This window comes from Undibacterium umbellatum (assembly GCF_014284125.1).
In the GTDB taxonomy this organism is placed as follows: domain Bacteria; phylum Pseudomonadota; class Gammaproteobacteria; order Burkholderiales; family Burkholderiaceae_D; genus Undibacterium; species Undibacterium umbellatum.
In genome coordinates this window covers 287,666-306,618 of sequence record NZ_JACOFX010000004.1, presented here as the reverse complement: position 1 = coordinate 306,618, position 18,953 = coordinate 287,666, and the positions used below count along the sequence as shown (strand labels likewise).

Genomic DNA, 18,953 nt, shown 5'->3' with positions numbered 1-18,953 from the left:
ACATATTCAGCTCGCGAATGTCTTGATTCTTGCTGCTTCAAATTCTGCAATTGCCACAGGTTTGCCAAAATAATAACCCTGATAGGCATAGCAACCCTGGCTGGCGAGGTAGTCTCTTTGTTCTGCGCTTTCTACACCTTCGGCGATGACGGAGAGGCCCATGCTCTGGCCGAGGGCGACGATGGTCCTGGCGATGGCGGCATCATTCGGGTCTGTCAGTACATCACGGACAAAGGACTGATCTATCTTTAACTGATCCAGTGGCAGGCGCTTGAGATAGGTGAGTGACGAGTAACCGGTGCCAAAATCATCCAGTGAAAAGCACAGGCCAGCGGCCTTGAGTTGCTCCATTTTGCTGATGGTGTCTTCGACATCATCAACCAGCAGGCTTTCGGTCAGTTCCAGTTTCAATAATTGCGGATTTGCGCCAGTCTCTTGCAGAATGCCGAGGACTTGCTCAACGATATCTAGCTGCCTGAACTGGCGTGCACTGACATTGACGGCGATGGTCAGTTGCGCGCTGTCGGCGTCTTTGGCCCAGATCAGTAATTGCTGGCAAGCGGTGCGCAAGACCCACTGGCCCAGCGGCAGGATCAGGCCAGTCGCTTCTGCCAGCGGGATAAATTCGGCGGGTGAAATCATGCCGCGTTGCGGGTGCTGCCAGCGTACCAGCGCTTCGGCCCCCACCAGTTCGCCATGGCGGCCCACCTGGGCCTGGTAATGCAGACGCAGTTGTTGTTCACGCAAGGCTTCGCGCAATTCTTTTTCCATGCTTGCTCGCGCGCTGACGACGGCTTGCATGGCGGGGTCAAAAAAGCGCAGGGTGTTGCGGCCTGCGGTCTTGGCAGCATACATGGCGAGGTCAGCTTGCTTCATCAATTCTTCATAGCCGCAGTCGTGCACGGCAATCAGGGTCGCGCCTATGCTGGGTGTGCTATGGCATTCATAGCCTTCGAGTTCATATGGCTGGTTCAAGGCAGCGAGGATTTTCTTGCCCACCATTTCTATCTGGCTGGCAGCTTCATGAGCAAATTCGCTGAGATTTTCCAGCAAGACGACAAACTCGTCACCTCCTATGCGTGCCACGGTATCACCTTCGCGCACGCAATGGATGAGGCGTTCCGAGACTTGCTGCAACAACAGGTCGCCCTTGTAATGGCCCTGGGTATCATTCAGGGTCTTGAAGTTGTCGAGGTCGATATACATCAGCGCGCCCTTGTGGCCACTGCGGGCGCAAGCGAGCAAGGCTTGCTGCAGGCGGTCCGTCAGCAGGCGGCGGTTGGGCAGGCGGGTCAGCGGGTCATAAAATGCGAGGGTTTTGATTTCATCTTCTGCTGCCTTGCGCATGGAGATATCGACGAGGGTGCCGACATAATGCAGCAATTCATTATTGTGCCCATACACGGCGGTGATGGCCAGCCATTGCGGGCTGATATGGCCGTCTTTATGCCGGTTCCAGATTTCACCCTGCCAGGAGCCGCTCATGCCCAGATGTACATCCATCTCGGCAAAAAACTCCGTGTCATGGCGGCCAGAATTAAGAATCTTGGGGCTTTTTCCTATCGCATCCTCGCGGCTATAGCCGGTGATCTCGGTAAAGGCGCGATTGACTTGCTGGATAATCTTGTTGGCATTTGTCACGAACATGCCTTCATGCGATTCAAACACGGTGGCGGCGAGATGCAGGCTTTGCTCTGCCTGTTTGCGCGCTGTTATTTCGCGCACAAAGGCCGGGAATAATTCCTGGCCTGGCAAGTAACGCACCGAGACTTCAACATCAATGATATGCCCTTCCTTGCATCTGTGCCTGGCTTCAAACTGCATGGCGCCAGCAAGGCGTACATTGTCCAGTCTTTCATGTGCGGGCTTGCCATGTTCTTCGTACAGCAGATCGATATCGTCTATGTTCAGATTTAGCAGTTCTTCGCGGGTGTAACCCATCATGCTACATGCAGTTTCATTGACGGCCTTGATGTTGCCATGTTTATCCACCATCAAGTAAGCATCCATGGCGGTCTGCAAAATCATTTCATCGAGATCGGTCATGCGCTTGCGTTCGGTAATATCGACGGCAAGGCCGCCAAGCTGGCGCTTGCCATCAGACGCAAGAAAAACAAACTTGTTGACCAGCCACCAGCTATTGCTGCCATCCGCATTGACAGAAGGCCAGATGGCTTCATCTTGCCCGCCACTGTTGAGCAAGGCCAGGTCACTGGCGCGGTAAGCATCGGCAAGCTCGGCAGGCAGGAAATCATGGTCAGTTTTTTCCAGCACCTGATCTGCCTGAAAGGCGAAGCGACGCAAATAGTTGTCACTGACAAACTGATAGCGGCCGTCTTCGTCCTTGATCCAGGCAACGATGGCACTATTGTCAAGAAAAGCGCGGAACTGGGCATCACTATGCTGCTGCGCCGCCAACATGCGATTGAATTCAAAGGCCACGGCCTGCAATTCAGCAGGCCCCTGCAATTGCGCCCTGGCGCCCAGGTCACCATGGCTGACCGCATGGGCGACACGTCCCAGGGCAGTCACGGGCTGGGTGATCCAGCGTCCTATCACACGCGCCACCAACAACAGCAGACTGATCATCGCCAGGCTCAGGCCTATGGATTCATAGGCACGGCTGCGGGCCTCGGCAAATATGGTAGCCGATGGCACACCGACAAAGGCCACCAGACCATACTCAGTCAGCGGTGCGACAGAAAAGAAGCGAACTATCCCATCTACGGCCCGGCTTTCAAATTCACCGCTTTTTACTTTGACGATACGCCTTGCAGCATCTGCATTGGGGCGGGTGCCTATGACACCATCGGGATCAACATTACGCCACACCATGATGCCATCATCGCGGAAATAACCAAAGCGGCTGGACTCAGGCAAAAATTCGGCAGGGATGGCAGGATCATAAAAATTCACATCCAGCGACAGGATGACGAGCGCGATGATGGCTTGCTCTTCATTGCGCACAGGCAGGCTCATGACGGTATTCCAGCTTGCCGATGCATTCAGGCGGCGTGGCGGCGAAATGCTCAGTTTCCCGCTCTTGATGGTATCTGCAAGTTCAGCAGTACTGACCACGGCTGTGATGGATGCTGCGGAGCCAGTCCTGGCGCTGCACAGTATTTGTCCTTGCAAATCGGTAATCACAAGGCGGGCATAGGCCGGGTTCAGGCTGGCGAGGTTAGCCATTTTTTCAGGGCAATCCTGCAATTGCAATTTTCTGACCAGAGGTAAACTGGCAACACCTTCCATCAGCTTGTGGGCCTGATCCAGTTTGCCACGGGTATTCTTCAACATGACATTCGTCATGATCTTGAGGGAATTTTTGGTGAATTCGGTGGATTGCTGGAAGTCGTGATAAATACCAAAGCCCACAACCGCCGCCAAAGGCAGGGATACTGCCAGCACAAGCATCAGCAAATAATTGCGTATGGACCTGGCCGGTGCTGGCGGCACTCTGACGGGCAAGTCTACACGCGGTTCAGTCATGATGCTTTTCCACATTGGGTGATTTGAAAAACCTCAGGCTTTAAGAGCAATAATTTAACATGCTCTCAAGATGATTAGCTTTTCAAATGGTGACTTAAGGTAATATTTTTCTCAATGCTGTGATTATTATTTGATAGCCAATATTAACCATATTGGCATCCCCGGTGCAAGGCGAAATGGTAAAGCGGGCCTTGCGGCTGCGGCCATCAGTGTGAGGATTATGCGGCGGTTGCCAGACGCAAGACCAATGGCGCATCCGGGATTGGCATGAGAGGGGGGGCGGCAAACATTTTTTTGACCAGATACGCCACACGGTTTTTTTGAAAATCTTGATAGACTGCCAAAATGCGCTGGATACCCAGCTCTTGTGACTGCAATTCCAGTTCTACCATGGGGGAAATCCAGTCGGTCCTCCAGAGCATGTCAGCGCCATTATCGAGCTGGGTGTGCGCAATATGCTCCGCGCCGTCAGCAAGTTCGCAGACCAGTGCAGATTCAAAATTCGGGTCATAGTGTTTTTTTAAGGTGCCCAGACCAAAATCGACCAGGTATTGTTCATTGACGATACAGACGGCATGGCCTTCTTTTTGCCCCTCATGGGCAAAGCCCTGATAGCCTATGTAAAAAACGCCATTATCTTTCCAGATTTCACCATAACAAGCCTGGACTCTGGCCTGATAGCCTTTTGCTGACAGTATCTGTGCCAGCATGGCTGACATGGCAAAACAGGAACTGCCAAAGTGATGGAAAAAACCGAGTATGTCAAAATCATCCGCAATCCGGCTCAAATCCCTTGCCAGATCAGGCTCTTTTACTACATGTAGAAATGCTGTGTTCATGTGCTCTGAATGGATAAAACGAAACTGGGCAGTTGCGTTTCCATTGATAAAACTATTAACCAGCAGTAATAATATACAGTTTACATTGTTTAACAATATTAATTCGGTGACAAATCATGGATGATTGTAAGCAAACATTTCGGCATTAAAATGGTGTGATGAAATTTCACCGAAACCTGATGTTTTTGGTATGAGTTCAAGCATTTCGTCACTCAATATGATTTATTCTGTAAGGCGAAACCTTTCCTCCTGTGTTGCACAGGCGGCTAGTATTTTTATCCCTGAATTGCTTAGGGTCTATATTTTTTGATCAGTGTGCTTTGACGAACAGACGCGCAATCAGCTCCAGTGCTTTTATATCGATTGTCTATATCGCTTATTGAAAAGTTACTTTTCTGCTCTGGAGAAACGGATGAAACCCACATTACCTATTCTCAGCACCTGCGTGCTGTTGAGCTTGCAGGCCTGCATGGTAGCGTCTGTGCAGTCAAACGCACTTTCAGACACGCCAGGTTTTGGCAGCCAGCCTGTATTGCCTGAGCCGGAACAAAAATTGCTGCCCACCATTCATATCGCCAAAGCGGGGGCGGTACTGGTGGCAGATGACGTTGGTAACATCATCTGGAGAGTCTCGGCTAAATAAGTCAGGTGCTTAGCACTCATCCCTATTGATGAAATGAGTTCTACTTTACGACGTGGCAGTTTGCTTTTGTTTTTGCAAGCTGCCCAGTGAGTACGCATACTGGCGAGTAAACTCTGCACCGAGCAGGAAAATCTGTGCCGAATAGTATACCCACAACAAAATCGCGATCATTGATCCGGCGGCACCAAAGCTGTTGGCGATGCCACTGTTGCCTATATACACGCCTATGGCATATTTGCCAGCATGGAATAAAGCGGCTGTGCCGAGTGCACCTACCCAGACATCATTCCACGACAGGCGTACTCTTGGCAGCATTTTGAAGATGACGGCAAACAGGCAGGCAATCACGGTAAAGCCCACCAGGGCAGAGAGGGGCAAAAACACCAAAGTCACGGTAATCTGGCTGCCGCGCCAATAATGCTCCAGTGCCAGCAAGACCGCGTTGACCACCAGTGATACCAGCAACAGGAAGGCCAGCACCAGGATCAAGCCAAACGACAACAGACGAGTACGCAGCAAATACCAGATACCGTTATCTGTTTGCAGTGGCACTTGCCAGATTTCATCCAGGCATTCTTTTAATTCGGCAAACACACTGGTGGCGCCCACCAGCAACAATACGCTGGCAATGATGGTAGCCAGACGGCCTTCATCCTCATTGCGTGCGCCTGCCAGCATGGCTTGTATGGCCTCGGCGCTGGTACGTCCAACCAGACCTTGCAGTTGATGGAATAGCTGCCCCTGGGCAGCTTCTTTACCGTAGAAAAACCCGGCAATTGCCAGCACCAGTACCAGTATTGGTGCCATTGAGAACAAGGTGTAAAAAGCCAGCGCAGCTCCCTTGCTGGAGGAGCGGTGGCGTATCCATTCAGTGACGGCGCACTGCAAGATGCTGCCTATGCCGGGCAGCAAACGCCCCAGAGCAATGCTACGTTGCAGCAAAGCCCTGGGTATATGTGACAAAGGCTTCAGAGCCGCTCGCCACGTATCACACGCAGCAGCACCATGACGATGGCAACCACCAGCAAGATATGGATAAGACCGCCGATGGTGTAAGCAGACACCATGCCGAGCAGCCACAAGACAAGTAAAATAATAGCGATAGTATAGAGCATGATTTTCTCTCAATAACAGGGGCGCGATCAAGGTGATTGCGCCGGGTCAAGGAAGCTGTCCACCTGGTTTGTGACCAGGTGTTCAGTACTGGTAATATCTACAACTAGATGCAAAGCGATACATTTTGTTGCTACGCACCAGTCTCACCATTGCTATGCTGGTTTGCATGGGATTCAAAATGTGCTGTTATCTGGTCGCACACCGTCATCCTGCTGCAGGAGTGAATACGCGTCTGTTCGCCAGCGTACGGACGTCGCAATGCAGCGCTGTCAGCATAGGGTCTGGCAAGTGCTGAGTGCAGCAACTTTTTCAGGGGTATTCCGCATGAGAGAACTTCCGCAAAATCGCTCTGGCATAATACGGTGGCCCATACAAGGCATGTGCATGAAAATGCCATGCTGGGTCGCTGGAGCGGTTTTGCGCAAGTTGCTCTTGGTGATGCCAGCGACTACATGGCTGGCGAAGTCATGAGTGCGCCTGAGCTGCCATCTCAGCCTGCTTCAGAAAAGCACCCTGAAAAATCTGCCACCGCCAACACAGCTACCTTATTGATGGCAGATACCGCAGTCGCCAGTGTGGCGACTGGTGATGCCAATGCCGCTACTGTCACCCCGGTGAGCAAGCCACCATCTGCGTCGCCATTACTGACCAGCACGCCCGCCATCAGACCGCACAGTCGCTGGACACGCCCTCGCATCATCACTGCGATCGTTGTTGCCTTGATCCTGTTTATTGCCGGGGGTATCTATGTGCGAAATCTGGTCATGGATGGTACAGACAATGCTGAAAAACTGCTCACTGCCCAGGTGCAAAAGGCCGATATCGAAGATGCCATCACCGCCACCGGCAGCCTGCAACCGAAAGACTTTGTCGATGTCGGCACCCAGGTATCCGGCCAGCTTAAAAAGCTGCATGTGGAAGTCGGTGCCATCGTCAAGGCCAGGGACTTGCTGGCTGAAATAGACCCCACCGTGTATTTGTCCAAGGCCGACGCCGACCGCGCCCAGTTGCGCAACCAGACTGCACAACTGAGCGACAAGCAAGCCCAACTGCAACTGGCTGAGCTGCAACTGACGCGCCAAAAAAACCTCATGCAGGAACAGGCCACGACAGAAGAAGCTTTGCAAATCGCCCAGGCACAGCAACGTTCTGCCGTGGCCCAGGTAGCAGCACTCAAGGCCCAGATGCAACAGACTGAATCGACCCTGCGTGGTGATGATGCCAATCTGAGTTACACCAAAATCTATGCGCCAATAGCAGGCACGGTAGTCTCGCAAACTGCCCGGCAAGGGCAGACCCTGAATTCCAACCAGCAGGCACCTATCATCATGCGCATTGCCGACCTGTCCATCATGACCGTGCAGGCACAGGTATCAGAAGCTGATGTGGGCAAACTCAAGTTGGGTATGGATGTATATTTCACCACCCTGGGTGGCAGCACACGCCGCTACTACGGCAAGCTCAGGCAAATCTCGCCTACCCCAAATGTTGTCAATAACGTAGTCTTGTACGATGCCCTGTTTGAAGTGCCGAATACACGCCAGAACCTGCTGCCGCAAATGACGGCGCAAGTATTCTTTGTACTCGCCAGTGCCAGGGATGCCGTCTTTGTACCGCTGACAGCCCTGCATGCCGTGCCTGAAAATGGCAAGCCTGCGAAAACTGGCAGGCGTGGCGGTTCGGCTCAGGACCCGCGTGGCCAGTTCAAGGATGGCAAGGCCATGGTCAGCGTCATGGATGCGGACGGCAAAGTCAGCGAAAGGGCAGTGCAGGTTGGCGTCATGACGCGGGTGTCGGCGCAAATCCTGTCGGGCGTGGAAGTAGGTGAAAAAGTGGTGGTTGGCACCAGGTCAGCCGCCGCCCCGGCGACCGCAACGCCAGGTGGCGCCCTGACCGGCAATAATCAGCGCGGCGGCCCAAGATGAGCAGCCCCGACCTGCCGTTAATAGAATTGCGTGATGTCAGGAAGTCTTACCAGACCGCGGACATGGAAGTAGAGATTTTGCATGGCATCAGCCTGAAAATCTATGCGGGTGAATTTCTTGCCATCATGGGCGCATCTGGCTCCGGCAAGACCACGCTGATGAACATACTCGGCTGCCTGGACCGCGCCACGTCTGGCACGTATCTGTTTGAAGGCAATGATGTCTCCGGTTTCGAGCGCGATGAACTGGCGCGCTTGCGGCGTGAAGCCTTTGGTTTTGTGTTTCAGAGTTACAACCTTATCCCCACTGCAAATGCGGTCGAGAATGTCGAAGTGCCAGCTCTCTATGCCGGTGTGGCACCCTTGCAAAGACGTGAGCGTGCCAATTCCCTGCTGACCACCCTGGGCTTGGGTGAACGCCTGCGTAACCGTCCCAGTCAATTGTCTGGTGGCCAGCAACAGCGCGTCTCGATTGCCCGCGCCCTCATGAATGGAGGTCGCATCGTGCTGGCAGATGAGCCTACCGGTGCGCTCGATACCCAAAGCGGCATCGAAGTCATGGCCTTGATGAAAGACCTGTCGCGCCGCGGCCATACGATCATCCTGATCACCCATGCACAAGAGGTGGCCGAACAGGCGCATCGCATAATTCAGATCAAGGATGGCATGATCGTCGCCGACTCTGGTACGCGCAGCCCAGATATCACAGCGCCTGAATCCAGGGCAGCACAAAAAGACAATCCCACGCTGGACAATACTTTCAACAGCAGTGATGACCGGGGTGAAGCATTCCTCAGTGGTTTGCTGGCTGCCGCCAAGACCGCACTCAGGGCCTTGCGCTCGAATCTGTTTCGCACCGTGCTGACTTTGCTGGGCATCGTTATTGGCGTTGGTTCCGTCGTTGCCATGCTGGCCATAGGCGATGGTGCCAAGCAGACTGTGCTGGCACGCATCAGCTCCATGGGCAGTAATTTGCTGGTGGTGCGCCCTGGTGCACCCAACCGCCGTGGCGTTGGTGGCAGCGTGGCGACACTGGTATCTGCAGATGCCGACGCTATTGCCAGCTTGCCCAATGTCTTGACAGCCGTGCCTGAACTCGGTGGCAGCGTCACCGCCCGCTTTGGCAATGCCGATTACCAGACCCAGGCCACCGGCACTTCGGCCAGCTTTCCACTGGCGCGCAACTGGGGTGTCAGCCAGGGCAGCTTTTTTTCGGAAGACGATGTCAGCAGCTACACCGCCGTGGTCGTGCTGGGACAGACCGTGGTGGATAATCTGTTTGGCCGCGACAGCAAACCCATAGGCCAGTATGTGGTCTTGAATAATGTGCTGTTCCAGGTGATAGGCGTGATGGCCGCACGCGGCGCATCGCCTGGCGGGCAAGATCAGGATGACGTGGTACTTCTACCCTTGAGCACAGGCAGCCTGCGGCTGTTTGGCCAGCGCTTTTTACGCACCATCACCGTCGCAGTCGATGATGTAGCAGGCATAGATGCCACCCAGGATGCCGTCAGCAGCTTGCTACAGGCACGCCATCGGGCGGTCGATTTCCAGATTCGCAATATGGCCAGCATACTGGAAACCGCCACCGATACACAGAATACCCTGACCGTATTGCTGGCTTCTGTTGCTGCGATTTCCTTGCTGGTGGGTGGCATAGGCGTGATGAATATCATGCTCGTCAGCGTCACTGAACGCACGCGGGAGATTGGCATACGCATGGCGACTGGCGCACGCATGCGCAATATCCTGCAACAGTTCTTGATCGAGGCACTGGTCGTATCCGTGCTGGGTGGTGCGCTGGGCGTGGCACTGGGCATGCTGGCCGCTCTCATCATCAATATGTTTGGCACACCGATACAATTTTCCATCGCACCGGTGGTGCTGGCTTTTGGCTGCGCACTGGCAATAGGCCTGGTGTTTGGCTACTTCCCGGCACGCAAGGCAGCCCAGGTTGACCCTGTTATCGCACTGGGCAAATGATGAAACGCTATCCTGACACCTTGACATCCAGCCTCAGCCTTGGCCTTGCCATTGTCATCTTGCTGTTACTCAATGGCTGCGCCAGCCAGAGTACCAGTCGGGACAGTGCCTCTGTCGTGAAAGACCTGCCTGCACAATGGTCAGAGGCACAGGCAAGTTCTGCCAGCACGATCACTGCGACATGGTGGCAAGATTTTGCTTCACCTGAACTGGATAGCCTGATCGCGCTAGGTTTGCAAAATAATCCTGATCTCGGCATGGCCGCTGAACGTATCGTGCAGGCAGAAGCGCAGGCCCGCATCGCCGGGGCATCGCTGTTTCCTGTGTTGTCTGGTTCTGCTGGTGTATCGCATCGCGAAACACGTGGCGGCAACACGGCAACTACTGATGCAGGCGGCAGTAATAACAATAGCAGCAGTAGTGGCAACAGCACCAGCCTGGGCCTGAGCGCCAGTTATGAATTCGACTTCTGGGGCAAGAATGCCGCTGGTGTGCGTGTCGCCAAAAGTCAGCAACAAGCCAGCCAGTTTGATCGCGACAGTCTGCAACTCAGCCTGGTTGCCGGTATCGCCACAGGCTATTTTCAAATCCTGGCAGTACGTGAACGTCTGGCCGTGGCACAAGAAAACCTGACAATTGCGCGCCGTGTCTTGCAAGTGGTGGAAGCACGCGTGCGTTACGGCGCAGCCGCTCAACTCGATCTGACGCGCCAGCGTGCCGCCGTACTAAACCAGCAAGCCGCCATCCCACCCTTGCAACTGCAAGAACAGCAATATCTGTATGCCCTGGCAATCTTGCTGGGACAGGTAACACCTGGCTTCCAGGTCGCAGGTGACAAGCTACAGCAATTGAATCTGCCTGCCGTGGCAGCCGGAGTGCCCGCCAGCCTTTTGCAGCGCCGCCCTGACCTGGCCAGCGCCGAAGCGCAACTGGCGGCTGCCAACGCCAACATCGATGCCACCCGCGCCGCGCTGTTCCCCAGCATCAGCCTCAGCAGCTCTCTGGGCCTCGCCAGCGATAGCCTGCAAGGCCTGGTCAATGCCCCATTGACTACCTTCAACATCGCCGCTGGCCTGACGCAAGCCATCTTTGATGGTGGCCGCCTGCGCAGCCAGGTCAGCATCGCTGAATCACGCCAGCGCGAATTGCTGCTGGCCTACCGCAAAGCCGTACTGGCTGCCCTGGCCGACGTAGACAACGCCCTGGCAGCCAGCAGCCGCGCCCAGTCGCTAGAGAACCTGCTGCAAGCCAGCCTGCAAGAAAGCGACCAGGCCTTGCGCCTGTCAGAAGTGCGCTACCGCGCCGGTACCGACGACCTGCTAGTCTTGCTCGATGCCCAACGTAGCCGTTTCCAGGCACAGGATCAACTGACACAAATCCGCCTGTCCAGATTGCAGGCGCAACTGGGCTTGTACAAGGCGCTGGGGGGAGGGTGGCGGGGGCAGTGATCATGCTAAGGGAAGCTTATTGCATAGGTACTTAATGAACTGAACAATATGAATAGTGGTCGTATTGACGTTGCTGTTGACTTTGACGTTGCTGTTGTTTTTGACGTTCGCAGTTCCCATGTGTCGACGCCGTTTGTGCGGTACAGAAAATGGAAAAAGAAATGACCGTTGTTTGAGCGTAGCGAGTTTCGGGCATTTCCCATTTTTTGTACCGCACAAACGGGAACCCCGCAGGGGCGACGACGCCTGGGTCGCCTTCTTTTGCTTCCTTTTCTTGGCGAGCAAGAAAAGGGAGTAGCCGCCGGGCTACCCCCGGCCTGCAATCGTGAATGACTGATGAGAGTATTTGAAAATCCAATTCGTAAATCCTCGATTCTGAATTTGATACATTGCGTGGCCCGCTACGAACTCCGCTGGAACGCCAGCCCGATGGATTCCAGCTAACCACACGCTGGAATAACGTAGCTGAAGGAAACGAGCGTATCACCCATGCATGCTTCGATAGGGATCATCGATTCATCAAACTGCCATGCGCACCCCTTAAAACTACCCCAGCCAGCAAAATAAAACTTGGTACGCCACCGAACAGATCAAGACCCAATAACACGGCAAGCTAGTCAGCATGTGCATCAAAAAATAAATCATCATGCCCGCCGCCCCCACCAGCCCCCCTGAACCAGTCGCGACCATAACAAACAAAGTTGCCGGCCAAATAGCTGCCAATGACCCCGCCCCCATGCCTGCCAGCATCAAGCAAACGACACCAGGAGTGCTGGAATTTTCCGGCACGTGGACAGTCTGCCAACTAGGCAAGGTCATACGCCAGATGGATGCCTTGCTCATGCGACATCCAGCAGTGGTGGAACTGGACGGCCAGCAAATACAAAAAATCGATAGCATCACGGCCTGGGTATTGCAATCGCGTCTGAAAAAAATGCGGGACAGCGGCGTGCAATTGAAGATGAATGGCTGGCCTGCGCAATATCAGCAAATGCTGGATGGTTTGGGTGAAATACCGCCTGCTGCTACCCCTGTCAAAAAAACGCCAGGCATGCTGGAAAAAATCGGCAAGGCCAGTGTTGATGTGTACAAAGACAATCTGGCATTGTTAAGCTTCATGGGCGAGACCGCCCTCAGCCTGCTGGGTCTGTTCCTGCATCCGCGCCGCTGGCGTGGTCGTACTATCCTGCACAATATCCAGGTGGCCGGTTTCGAGGCATTGCCCATCGTCGGTGTCACTTCATTCTTGCTGGGCATCGTAATCGCCTACCAGGGCGCAGACCAGCTCAAGCATTATGGCGCGAATATTTTCGTGGTCGAGCTGGTTGGCTATGCCATGCTACGCGAATTTGCACCACTGATTACTGCCATCATCATCGCCGGTCGTTCTGGTTCTGCCTATGCAGCGCAGATAGGCACCATGGTCGTGACCGAGGAAATCGATGCCCTGCAAACCATAGGTATCAAGCCCATAGAATTGCTGGTGCTGCCCAAACTGGTGGCGCTAATGCTGGCCTTGCCGCTACTGACCCTGTTTGCCGATCTGGTCGGTGTCACAGGTGGCATGCTGATGGCCAGCAGCCAGCTCGACGTGGGCACGCATGAATTCATGACCCGCTTTGCCACAGAAATCCCTCTCAAGACCTTGCTCATAGGATTGGGTAAATCACTGGTGTTTGCAGCAGTGATCGTCATCATCGGCTGCTATCAGGGTTTTCGTACCAAGGGCAATGCCGACAGTGTAGGCCGCCAGACCACTCGCAGTGTGGTGCAGGCGATATTCATTGTGATCGTGCTGGATGCCGTGTTCTCTGTCATCTTTAATTTGATGGGATTGTAATGACAGATACTCAGTCCACGCCCCAGGCTGCGAGCTATGACTATGCCATTGAAATGCAGCAAGTCTGCACCCGCTTTGGTGACAAGGTCGTGCATGAGGGGCTGGACTTGCAGATACGCCGTGGTGAGATATTTGCGATCGTCGGCGGCAGCGGTTCTGGCAAATCGACTTTGCTGCGTGAAATGATTCTGCTGCACACCCCGGATTCAGGTACGGTCAAGGTACTCGGTTGTGATCTGGCTGGCGTTAGCGACGAACAGGCCAGTTCTTTACGTCAACGCTGTGGCGTGATGTTTCAAAAAGGCGGCTTGTTTGGCACGCTGACAGTCACAGAAAACATAGGCTTGCCATTGCGCGAACACAGCGAACTGGATGATGCCAGTATCAACGACATCGCTGCCTGGAAATTGTCGTTGAGTGGTCTCGAGCCAGAATCGGCCAGCCTGTACCCGGCAGAATTAAGTGGTGGCATGTTGAAACGTGCTGCACTGGCGAGGGCATTGGCACTGGATCCGGAACTCTTGTTCCTCGATGAACCGACTGCCGGCCTGGACCCCGCCAGTGCCGGTGGCCTGGACACCTTGCTGCGCGATCTGCATGCGCTTTACCAGCCCACCATCGTGATGATTACCCATGACCTGGATTTGCTATGGCAAGTCACGCACAGGGTGGCAGTGCTGGGCGAGGGCAAGGTGCTGGCGGTGGGCACCATGGAAGAATTGGCTAAGTTGGAGCACCCCATCATCCGTGATTATTTCGATGGGGCACGCGGCAGGGCTGCGCAGCAACAAGTTCATAGCAATGAAAAACATAGTAGTGAAAAACGGGCTACACAGGAAAATCCATGGAAACCAAAGTAAATTATGCTGCCGTTGGCGCCTTTGTGCTGGCACTGGGCGCGTTGCTGGTGGCTGCGGTATTGTGGCTGTCGGTCGGCTTGGGCAAGCGCCAGCAGACCGTCTTGTACCAATCCATTGTCAATGAATCAGTGGCAGGCCTGAATCTGGAAGCGCCTGTCAAATATCAGGGCGTCAACGTCGGCAAGGTACGCAGCATCAGCCTGGACCCAGCCAATCCGCAGCAGGTACAACTGGTGTTTGCCATTGTCGCTGGCACACCCATTAAGACCGATACCCTGGCAGTACTAAAAACCCAGGGGCTGACAGGTATTGCCTATGTAGAGTTGAGCGGCGGTTCGCCGGCAGCGCCACTGTTACAGGCAACAGAAGGCCAACCCTATCCACAGATACCGACGAAACCCTCTTTAAGCGCCAGGCTGGAAAATGTCTTGAGTGCGGTGCTGGCCAATCTCGACCGTACTGCAGCCAATGTGAATGCCATCCTGAACGATGAAAACCGCGCAGCCTTCAGCAAGATTTTGCGTGACACCTCCACCGTCATGGACACACTGGCCTCGCAAAAAAATGCCATGCGCGTGGCTATCAGTGATGCCGCCATCACCACCCACAATACTGCCCAGGCCAGTGCCAAGATCGATGCCTTGTTCCAGCGTATAGGCAAGAGCGCCGATGCAGTGGCGAGCATGGCAGACAAGGCAGGCAAGGCCAGCGACAGCACCAGGAAAACTGCCGATGAACTTGGCGGCGGCGTGCGACAGTTAAGCAGCGACACGCTGCCAGAACTGCAAAGACTGATGGCAGAACTGACGACCTTGTCAGCCGCCATGACCCGCCTCATAGAACAGACCGAACACAATCCCAGCAGCCTGATCAGAGGGCGACAATCACCACCGCCAGGTCCGGGTGAATCCAAAGGAGTCACGCCATGAAGCAGTCACATCACATCAGTTTGATCGCCACACTGGTAGCAACTCTCACTGCTTGTTCAGCCCTGCAACCTGCCAATGTGCCACCGATGGCAGTGTACAGGCTGGATGCCGTCGTGCCCAGTAGTTCACCTGTGCCCGCCAATGCCACGGCCAGTATCCTGGTTGGTAATATCCGTGCTGCGGCTGGTTATGATACCAGTCGCATGCTCTTCATGCGGCAGCCCTACCAGATCGAAGAATTCCAGCAAAGCCAGTGGCAAAAACCACCTGCTGCCATGCTCATGCCCCTGGTTGCCACCGCACTGGAATCGAGCGGCATCTTCAAGGTGGTCTTGCAGGCACCCAGCGCTGTGCTGACAACTTATCGGCTGGACCTGGAAATACTCAGCCTGCAACAAGACTTCAGCAGCACCCCCAGCAGCATCCAGTTCAAACTGCGCGCTCATCTGTCAGACCGGCAAAACCAGCAAATCATTGCCTGGCGCGAATTCAGCGCCAGCACCGCCACTGCAAGTGAAGATGCCTATGGCGGTGTTGTCGCCAGCAATCAGGCCGTGGCCCAGGTCTTGCAGCAATTGCGGGTGTTTTGCGTAGAGCAAATTACACAAACAACGCAGGCAAGAAAAAAGCAGCCTTGACATCAGGCTGCTTTTTTATCGGCGTAACTGGCTGTAGCTGATCAAGATTTGCGACAACACAGCAGGCCCACCAGCATGCCGACAGTTGCAGCCACGCCTATGGTGCTCCAAGGATGTTCCTTGACATACGTGTCGGTAGACACTGCCATCTGCTTGCCAGTGGCCACGACCGACACTTGCGCATCGTGCGTCATGGCCATCGCCGCATCCACCATCTTCATACCGCGCGCACGCATTTCATCGGCTTTTTCGCCGGTGAGACTTGCCGCAGAATTAAACAATGCTTGCGCATCTTTGAGTAATACTTTGATGTCTTTGTTGACAGATTTAAAATCAGATTCGAGCATGATATTTCCTTTAGGTGTTGAGTTGGAACTGCAATTCTTGAAGTTGGTGCTGCTGTGGTGATGCTGCGTTTCTTTATGGCGGGCCTGGCTTATGCCAGTAAATCCCGCATATCATCCGCATGTTCTTCTTCCTTGGCCATGATTCCCACCAGCATATGGCGCGTAGTTGGGTCGCTGTCACCGATTTTTTCCAGCATCTGCCTGTACGATTCTATGGCCACACGTTCCGCAATCAGATTGGCTTTCAGCATGGCGCGCACGTCCTCGGCATCATCATATTCAGCATGGCTGCGCTCAGCCAGTGAGGCCGGGTTAAAGTCAGGCTTGCCGTTGAGCTGGACGATGCGTTCTGCCAGCAAATCTGCATGTCCCTGTTCTTCCATGGCATGTTGCAAAAACTCTGCCTTGATAGGTCCATTATGTACGCCAGCTACTGTGTAATAATGGCGCTTGTAGCGCAAGACACAGACCAGTTCGGTGGCCAGAGCACCATTGAGCATGGCGATGACTTCCTTGCGATTGCCCTGATACCCTGCGGTGACAGCACCGTCATCAAGATTCTTGGCTGCTTCGCGTATGGCCGCTGTGTCCATGCCATTGCGGAGATTGCTATTGACTTCATGCATGATGATTTTCCGGTTAAAGAGATAATAAGGAGTTCTGATAGACGACTTGCTTCGCCCAGACTCCTTTATATACTCCGCCAAAAATGACGTCAGTACGCTGCCGTACATAGAGCCATATTGTTTTCCAGTAGGCTATAGTCTGGCAATAAAACATCAACTACTTATTCATGAAAATCAACAATAAAATAGTGCGCATCAGTCTCTGGCTGATGCTGGGGGTGATCAGCCTGGTGGCTATTTTCGTGGTGATCGTACTCAATATGGACTGGAATCGCGCCAAGCCCTGGCTCAATGAGCGCACCAGCGAAGCCCTGGGACGGCCATTCAGCATACGCGGCAATCTGGCCCTGAGTTGGGAAGAGCCGCACAGCGGGCCAGAAACAGTGACTGGCTGGCGCGGCAAGATTCCCTGGCCGCATTTGCTGGCCCAGGATATCCATATCGGCCTGCCACCAGATATTGCAGGGATAGCGCATCCAGAAAAACCAGTGCCGGCATCCGCTTCCGCCTCGGGTCCGATTCCGGCAGTAAACATGGCACAGATCAATGAAGTGTCTTTTTCGCTGAACCCGCTGGCCTTGCTTGAAAAAAAGCTGGACATCCCTGTTTTGCGCTTCCAGGACAGCAGCCTGTTCTTGCAGCGCTATGCCGATGGCAGCAATAACTGGACCTTCAAGAAAAACACTACATCCTCACCCTGGCGGCTGGAATTGCACAGAGTGGTACTCAGCCAGGGCAAAGTGCATTACATAGATGCCATCCGCCATGCAGACATCAGCGCAGATATAGACAGCCTCAGTACGGATGTTGACTATGGGATCAGCTGGAAACTCAAGGGCAAACTGTATGGCGAAGCTGTCACTGGCAGTGGCAAGGCAGGGGCCATCCTGAGTTTGCAAAATCAGACTCAGCCTTTTCCCATCCTGGCACAATTGCAAATGGGGCAAACCAAAGTCAGTGTCGAAGGCAGTGTCACCAGGCCCAGCGAACTGGCAGCCGTCAATATGCAACTGAAAATATCCGGCAATAGTATGGCGCGCTTGTATCCGCTGACCGGCATAGTCCTGCCTGAAACCCCGGCGTATAGCACCGCAGGCCATCTTAGTGCCACCCTGGGCAAGATCGACAATCACTGGAAGTATGAAAAATTCACCGGCAAGGTCGGGTCCAGCGACCTCGCTGGCAGCCTGGATTACCAAACCAGAAAAGGGGGCAAGTTGCGTCCCCTGTTGCAAGGCAATATGCGCTCTGAAGTTTTGCAATCTATCGACCTGGCACCGCTGGTTGGTGCCGATTCCAATGCCAGCAAAATCAAGCGTGGTACGGCAGCCGTGCAACCTGCTGACAAACTCTTGCCAGTAGAAAGCTTTCATACGGAACGCTGGCGCAGCATCGATGCAGATGTAAGCTTGAGCGCCGCCAAACTGATACGTCAAAAAGTCTTGCCCATACACAAACTGCAAACCAGGCTGATCATGAAAGATGGCGTGATCACCATGCTACCCCTGAGTTTCGAGTTGGCTGGTGGACAGATGCAGGCGCATATTACTCTCGATGGCAGTGGCGGCGACGGTAACAAAGTCAAGAGCAAGGAAATGGTTCAAGACAGCAATATAGCCCAGGCACCAGCCATACGGGCAAAAATGCAGGTGACGGCAAGACATGTGCAATTGCAAAAATTCATCCCCACGCTTGCCGCATCAAAGCTGACTGTGGGGGAGATCAATGCCGATGCCAGGCTGACTGCCACCGGTGATTCTGTGGCTGAGTTGCTGGCATCATCCAATGGCGAACTGAGCAGCGTGATCAACCATGGCTCTGTCAGCAAACTCTTGCTGGAAGAAATGGGCTTGAATATCGGCAATGTCATCCTGACCCGTCTTGCTGGTGACAAACAGGTCAAACTCAATTGCATGCTGGCAGATTTTTCGGTCACCAATGGTCAAATGAATGCACGCAGTTTTTTGATTGATACTGACGAGGCACTGATAGACATCACTGGTAGCATCAATTTACAGAAAGAAGACTTGAACCTGACGATCAAGCCCAACAGCAAGGGCTTGCGCATCCTGTCCTTGCGTGCGCCATTGTATGTACGCGGCACGTTTTTACATCCCCAGGTGACGGTCGATAAAACCGTCATGGCCATGCGCGCCGGTGGTGCCATCGGACTGGCCTTGCTGAGCCCTTTTGCTGCCTTGCTGCCCCTGATTAATACAGGGCCGGCTCAAGAAAGTGGATGCGGCAGTTTGTTGAAAACTGCCAAATAAA

Annotated in this window: 15 protein-coding genes; 9 read left to right on the top strand and 6 right to left on the bottom strand. The window is 54.0% G+C overall.

Annotated elements, in window-relative coordinates; all coding sequences use genetic code 11:
• Positions 1-6 precede the first annotated feature (6 nt).
• A complete protein-coding gene (locus tag H8L47_RS11500; RefSeq protein ID WP_186953718.1) occupies positions 7-3,489 on the bottom strand; it encodes an EAL domain-containing protein in 3,483 nt (1,160 codons plus the stop codon).
• Between the two features lie 218 nt (positions 3,490-3,707).
• Positions 3,708-4,328, bottom strand: coding sequence for a hypothetical protein (locus tag H8L47_RS11495; protein ID WP_186953717.1), 621 nt, complete (start codon positions 4,326-4,328; stop codon positions 3,708-3,710).
• Positions 4,329-4,740: 412 nt separating this feature from the next.
• On the opposite strand from H8L47_RS11495, the gene H8L47_RS11490 reads away from it, so the two are divergent.
• Positions 4,741-4,971 carry a hypothetical protein gene (locus H8L47_RS11490; protein WP_186953716.1) on the top strand — a complete coding sequence of 77 codons (231 nt, stop codon included), beginning with the start codon at positions 4,741-4,743 and terminating at the stop codon, positions 4,969-4,971.
• A 45-nt stretch (positions 4,972-5,016) separates the two neighbouring features.
• Here the strand turns inward: H8L47_RS11490 and H8L47_RS11485 are convergent, their stop codons facing one another.
• Both H8L47_RS11485 and H8L47_RS11480 read right to left on the bottom strand, forming a co-directional pair.
• Positions 5,017-5,862: a YihY/virulence factor BrkB family protein gene (locus H8L47_RS11485; RefSeq protein WP_186953775.1), complete on the bottom strand. Its 846-nt coding sequence runs from the start codon at positions 5,860-5,862 to the stop codon at positions 5,017-5,019.
• A gap of 77 nt (positions 5,863-5,939) precedes the next feature.
• Positions 5,940-6,086: a lmo0937 family membrane protein gene (locus H8L47_RS11480; RefSeq protein WP_186953715.1), complete on the bottom strand. Its 147-nt coding sequence runs from the start codon at positions 6,084-6,086 to the stop codon at positions 5,940-5,942.
• 363 nt (positions 6,087-6,449) lie between these two features.
• Here H8L47_RS11480 and H8L47_RS11475 point away from each other — a divergent pair, with 363 nt between their 5' ends.
• The 7 genes from H8L47_RS11475 to H8L47_RS11445 all read left to right on the top strand — a co-directional run bounded on the left by H8L47_RS11475 (position 6,450) and on the right by H8L47_RS11445 (position 15,709).
• Positions 6,450-8,012 carry an efflux RND transporter periplasmic adaptor subunit gene (locus H8L47_RS11475; protein ID WP_329605443.1) on the top strand — a complete coding sequence of 521 codons (1,563 nt, stop codon included), beginning with the start codon at positions 6,450-6,452 and terminating at the stop codon, positions 8,010-8,012.
• Complete coding sequence (locus H8L47_RS11470) at positions 8,009-9,994, top strand: MacB family efflux pump subunit (protein ID WP_186953714.1); 1,986 nt, start codon at positions 8,009-8,011, stop codon at positions 9,992-9,994. The genes H8L47_RS11475 and H8L47_RS11470 overlap by 4 nt, the downstream gene beginning before the upstream one ends.
• Complete coding sequence (locus H8L47_RS11465) at positions 9,994-11,442, top strand: efflux transporter outer membrane subunit (protein WP_222616499.1); 1,449 nt, start codon at positions 9,994-9,996, stop codon at positions 11,440-11,442. The genes H8L47_RS11470 and H8L47_RS11465 overlap by 1 nt, the downstream gene beginning before the upstream one ends.
• Before the next feature lie 646 nt (positions 11,443-12,088).
• Positions 12,089-13,282: an ABC transporter permease gene (locus H8L47_RS11460; RefSeq protein WP_230413690.1), complete on the top strand. Its 1,194-nt coding sequence runs from the start codon at positions 12,089-12,091 to the stop codon at positions 13,280-13,282.
• Positions 13,282-14,142 carry an ABC transporter ATP-binding protein gene (locus H8L47_RS11455; protein WP_186953713.1) on the top strand — a complete coding sequence of 287 codons (861 nt, stop codon included), beginning with the start codon at positions 13,282-13,284 and terminating at the stop codon, positions 14,140-14,142. Before H8L47_RS11460 ends, H8L47_RS11455 begins: the two co-directional genes overlap by 1 nt.
• Positions 14,127-15,071: an MlaD family protein gene (locus H8L47_RS11450; RefSeq protein WP_186953712.1), complete on the top strand. Its 945-nt coding sequence runs from the start codon at positions 14,127-14,129 to the stop codon at positions 15,069-15,071. Before H8L47_RS11455 ends, H8L47_RS11450 begins: the two co-directional genes overlap by 16 nt.
• Positions 15,068-15,709 (top strand): ABC-type transport auxiliary lipoprotein family protein, encoded by a 642-nt coding sequence (locus H8L47_RS11445; RefSeq protein WP_186953711.1) that lies wholly within the window; start codon positions 15,068-15,070, stop codon positions 15,707-15,709. The genes H8L47_RS11450 and H8L47_RS11445 overlap by 4 nt, the downstream gene beginning before the upstream one ends.
• 41 nt (positions 15,710-15,750) lie before the next feature.
• On the opposite strand, the gene H8L47_RS11440 is transcribed toward H8L47_RS11445, so the two are convergent.
• Both H8L47_RS11440 and H8L47_RS11435 read right to left on the bottom strand, forming a co-directional pair.
• Positions 15,751-16,056, bottom strand: coding sequence for a DUF883 family protein (locus tag H8L47_RS11440; RefSeq protein ID WP_186953710.1), 306 nt, complete (start codon positions 16,054-16,056; stop codon positions 15,751-15,753).
• An 89-nt stretch (positions 16,057-16,145) separates the two neighbouring features.
• Positions 16,146-16,682 carry a ferritin-like domain-containing protein gene (locus H8L47_RS11435; protein ID WP_186953709.1) on the bottom strand — a complete coding sequence of 179 codons (537 nt, stop codon included), beginning with the start codon at positions 16,680-16,682 and terminating at the stop codon, positions 16,146-16,148.
• Between the two features lie 167 nt (positions 16,683-16,849).
• Here H8L47_RS11435 and H8L47_RS11430 point away from each other — a divergent pair, with 167 nt between their 5' ends.
• On the top strand, positions 16,850-18,952 hold the full coding sequence (locus H8L47_RS11430; protein WP_186953708.1) for an AsmA family protein: 2,103 nt from the start codon (positions 16,850-16,852) through the stop codon (positions 18,950-18,952).
• The last annotated feature ends 1 nt before the right edge of the window (position 18,953 follow it).

Excerpts from the sequence above, each read along its gene's own strand:
- H8L47_RS11440 (WP_186953710.1), bottom strand. The coding sequence starts at position 16,056 with ATGCTCGAATCTGATTTTAAATCTGTCAACAAAGACATCAAAGTATTA.
- H8L47_RS11480 (WP_186953715.1), bottom strand. The coding sequence starts at position 6,086 with ATGCTCTATACTATCGCTATTATTTTACTTGTCTTGTGGCTGCTCGGC.
- H8L47_RS11470 (WP_186953714.1), top strand. The coding sequence starts at position 8,009 with ATGAGCAGCCCCGACCTGCCGTTAATAGAATTGCGTGATGTCAGGAAG.
- H8L47_RS11460 (WP_230413690.1), top strand. The coding sequence starts at position 12,089 with ATGCCCGCCGCCCCCACCAGCCCCCCTGAACCAGTCGCGACCATAACA.
- H8L47_RS11495 (WP_186953717.1), bottom strand. The coding sequence starts at position 4,328 with ATGAACACAGCATTTCTACATGTAGTAAAAGAGCCTGATCTGGCAAGG.
- H8L47_RS11500 (WP_186953718.1), bottom strand. The coding sequence starts at position 3,489 with ATGACTGAACCGCGTGTAGACTTGCCCGTCAGAGTGCCGCCAGCACCG.
- H8L47_RS11490 (WP_186953716.1), top strand. The coding sequence starts at position 4,741 with ATGAAACCCACATTACCTATTCTCAGCACCTGCGTGCTGTTGAGCTTG.
- H8L47_RS11450 (WP_186953712.1), top strand. The coding sequence starts at position 14,127 with ATGGAAACCAAAGTAAATTATGCTGCCGTTGGCGCCTTTGTGCTGGCA.
- H8L47_RS11435 (WP_186953709.1), bottom strand. The coding sequence starts at position 16,682 with ATGCATGAAGTCAATAGCAATCTCCGCAATGGCATGGACACAGCGGCC.
- H8L47_RS11445 (WP_186953711.1), top strand. The coding sequence starts at position 15,068 with ATGAAGCAGTCACATCACATCAGTTTGATCGCCACACTGGTAGCAACT.
- H8L47_RS11465 (WP_222616499.1), top strand. The coding sequence starts at position 9,994 with ATGAAACGCTATCCTGACACCTTGACATCCAGCCTCAGCCTTGGCCTT.
- H8L47_RS11430 (WP_186953708.1), top strand. The coding sequence starts at position 16,850 with ATGAAAATCAACAATAAAATAGTGCGCATCAGTCTCTGGCTGATGCTG.
- H8L47_RS11455 (WP_186953713.1), top strand. The coding sequence starts at position 13,282 with ATGACAGATACTCAGTCCACGCCCCAGGCTGCGAGCTATGACTATGCC.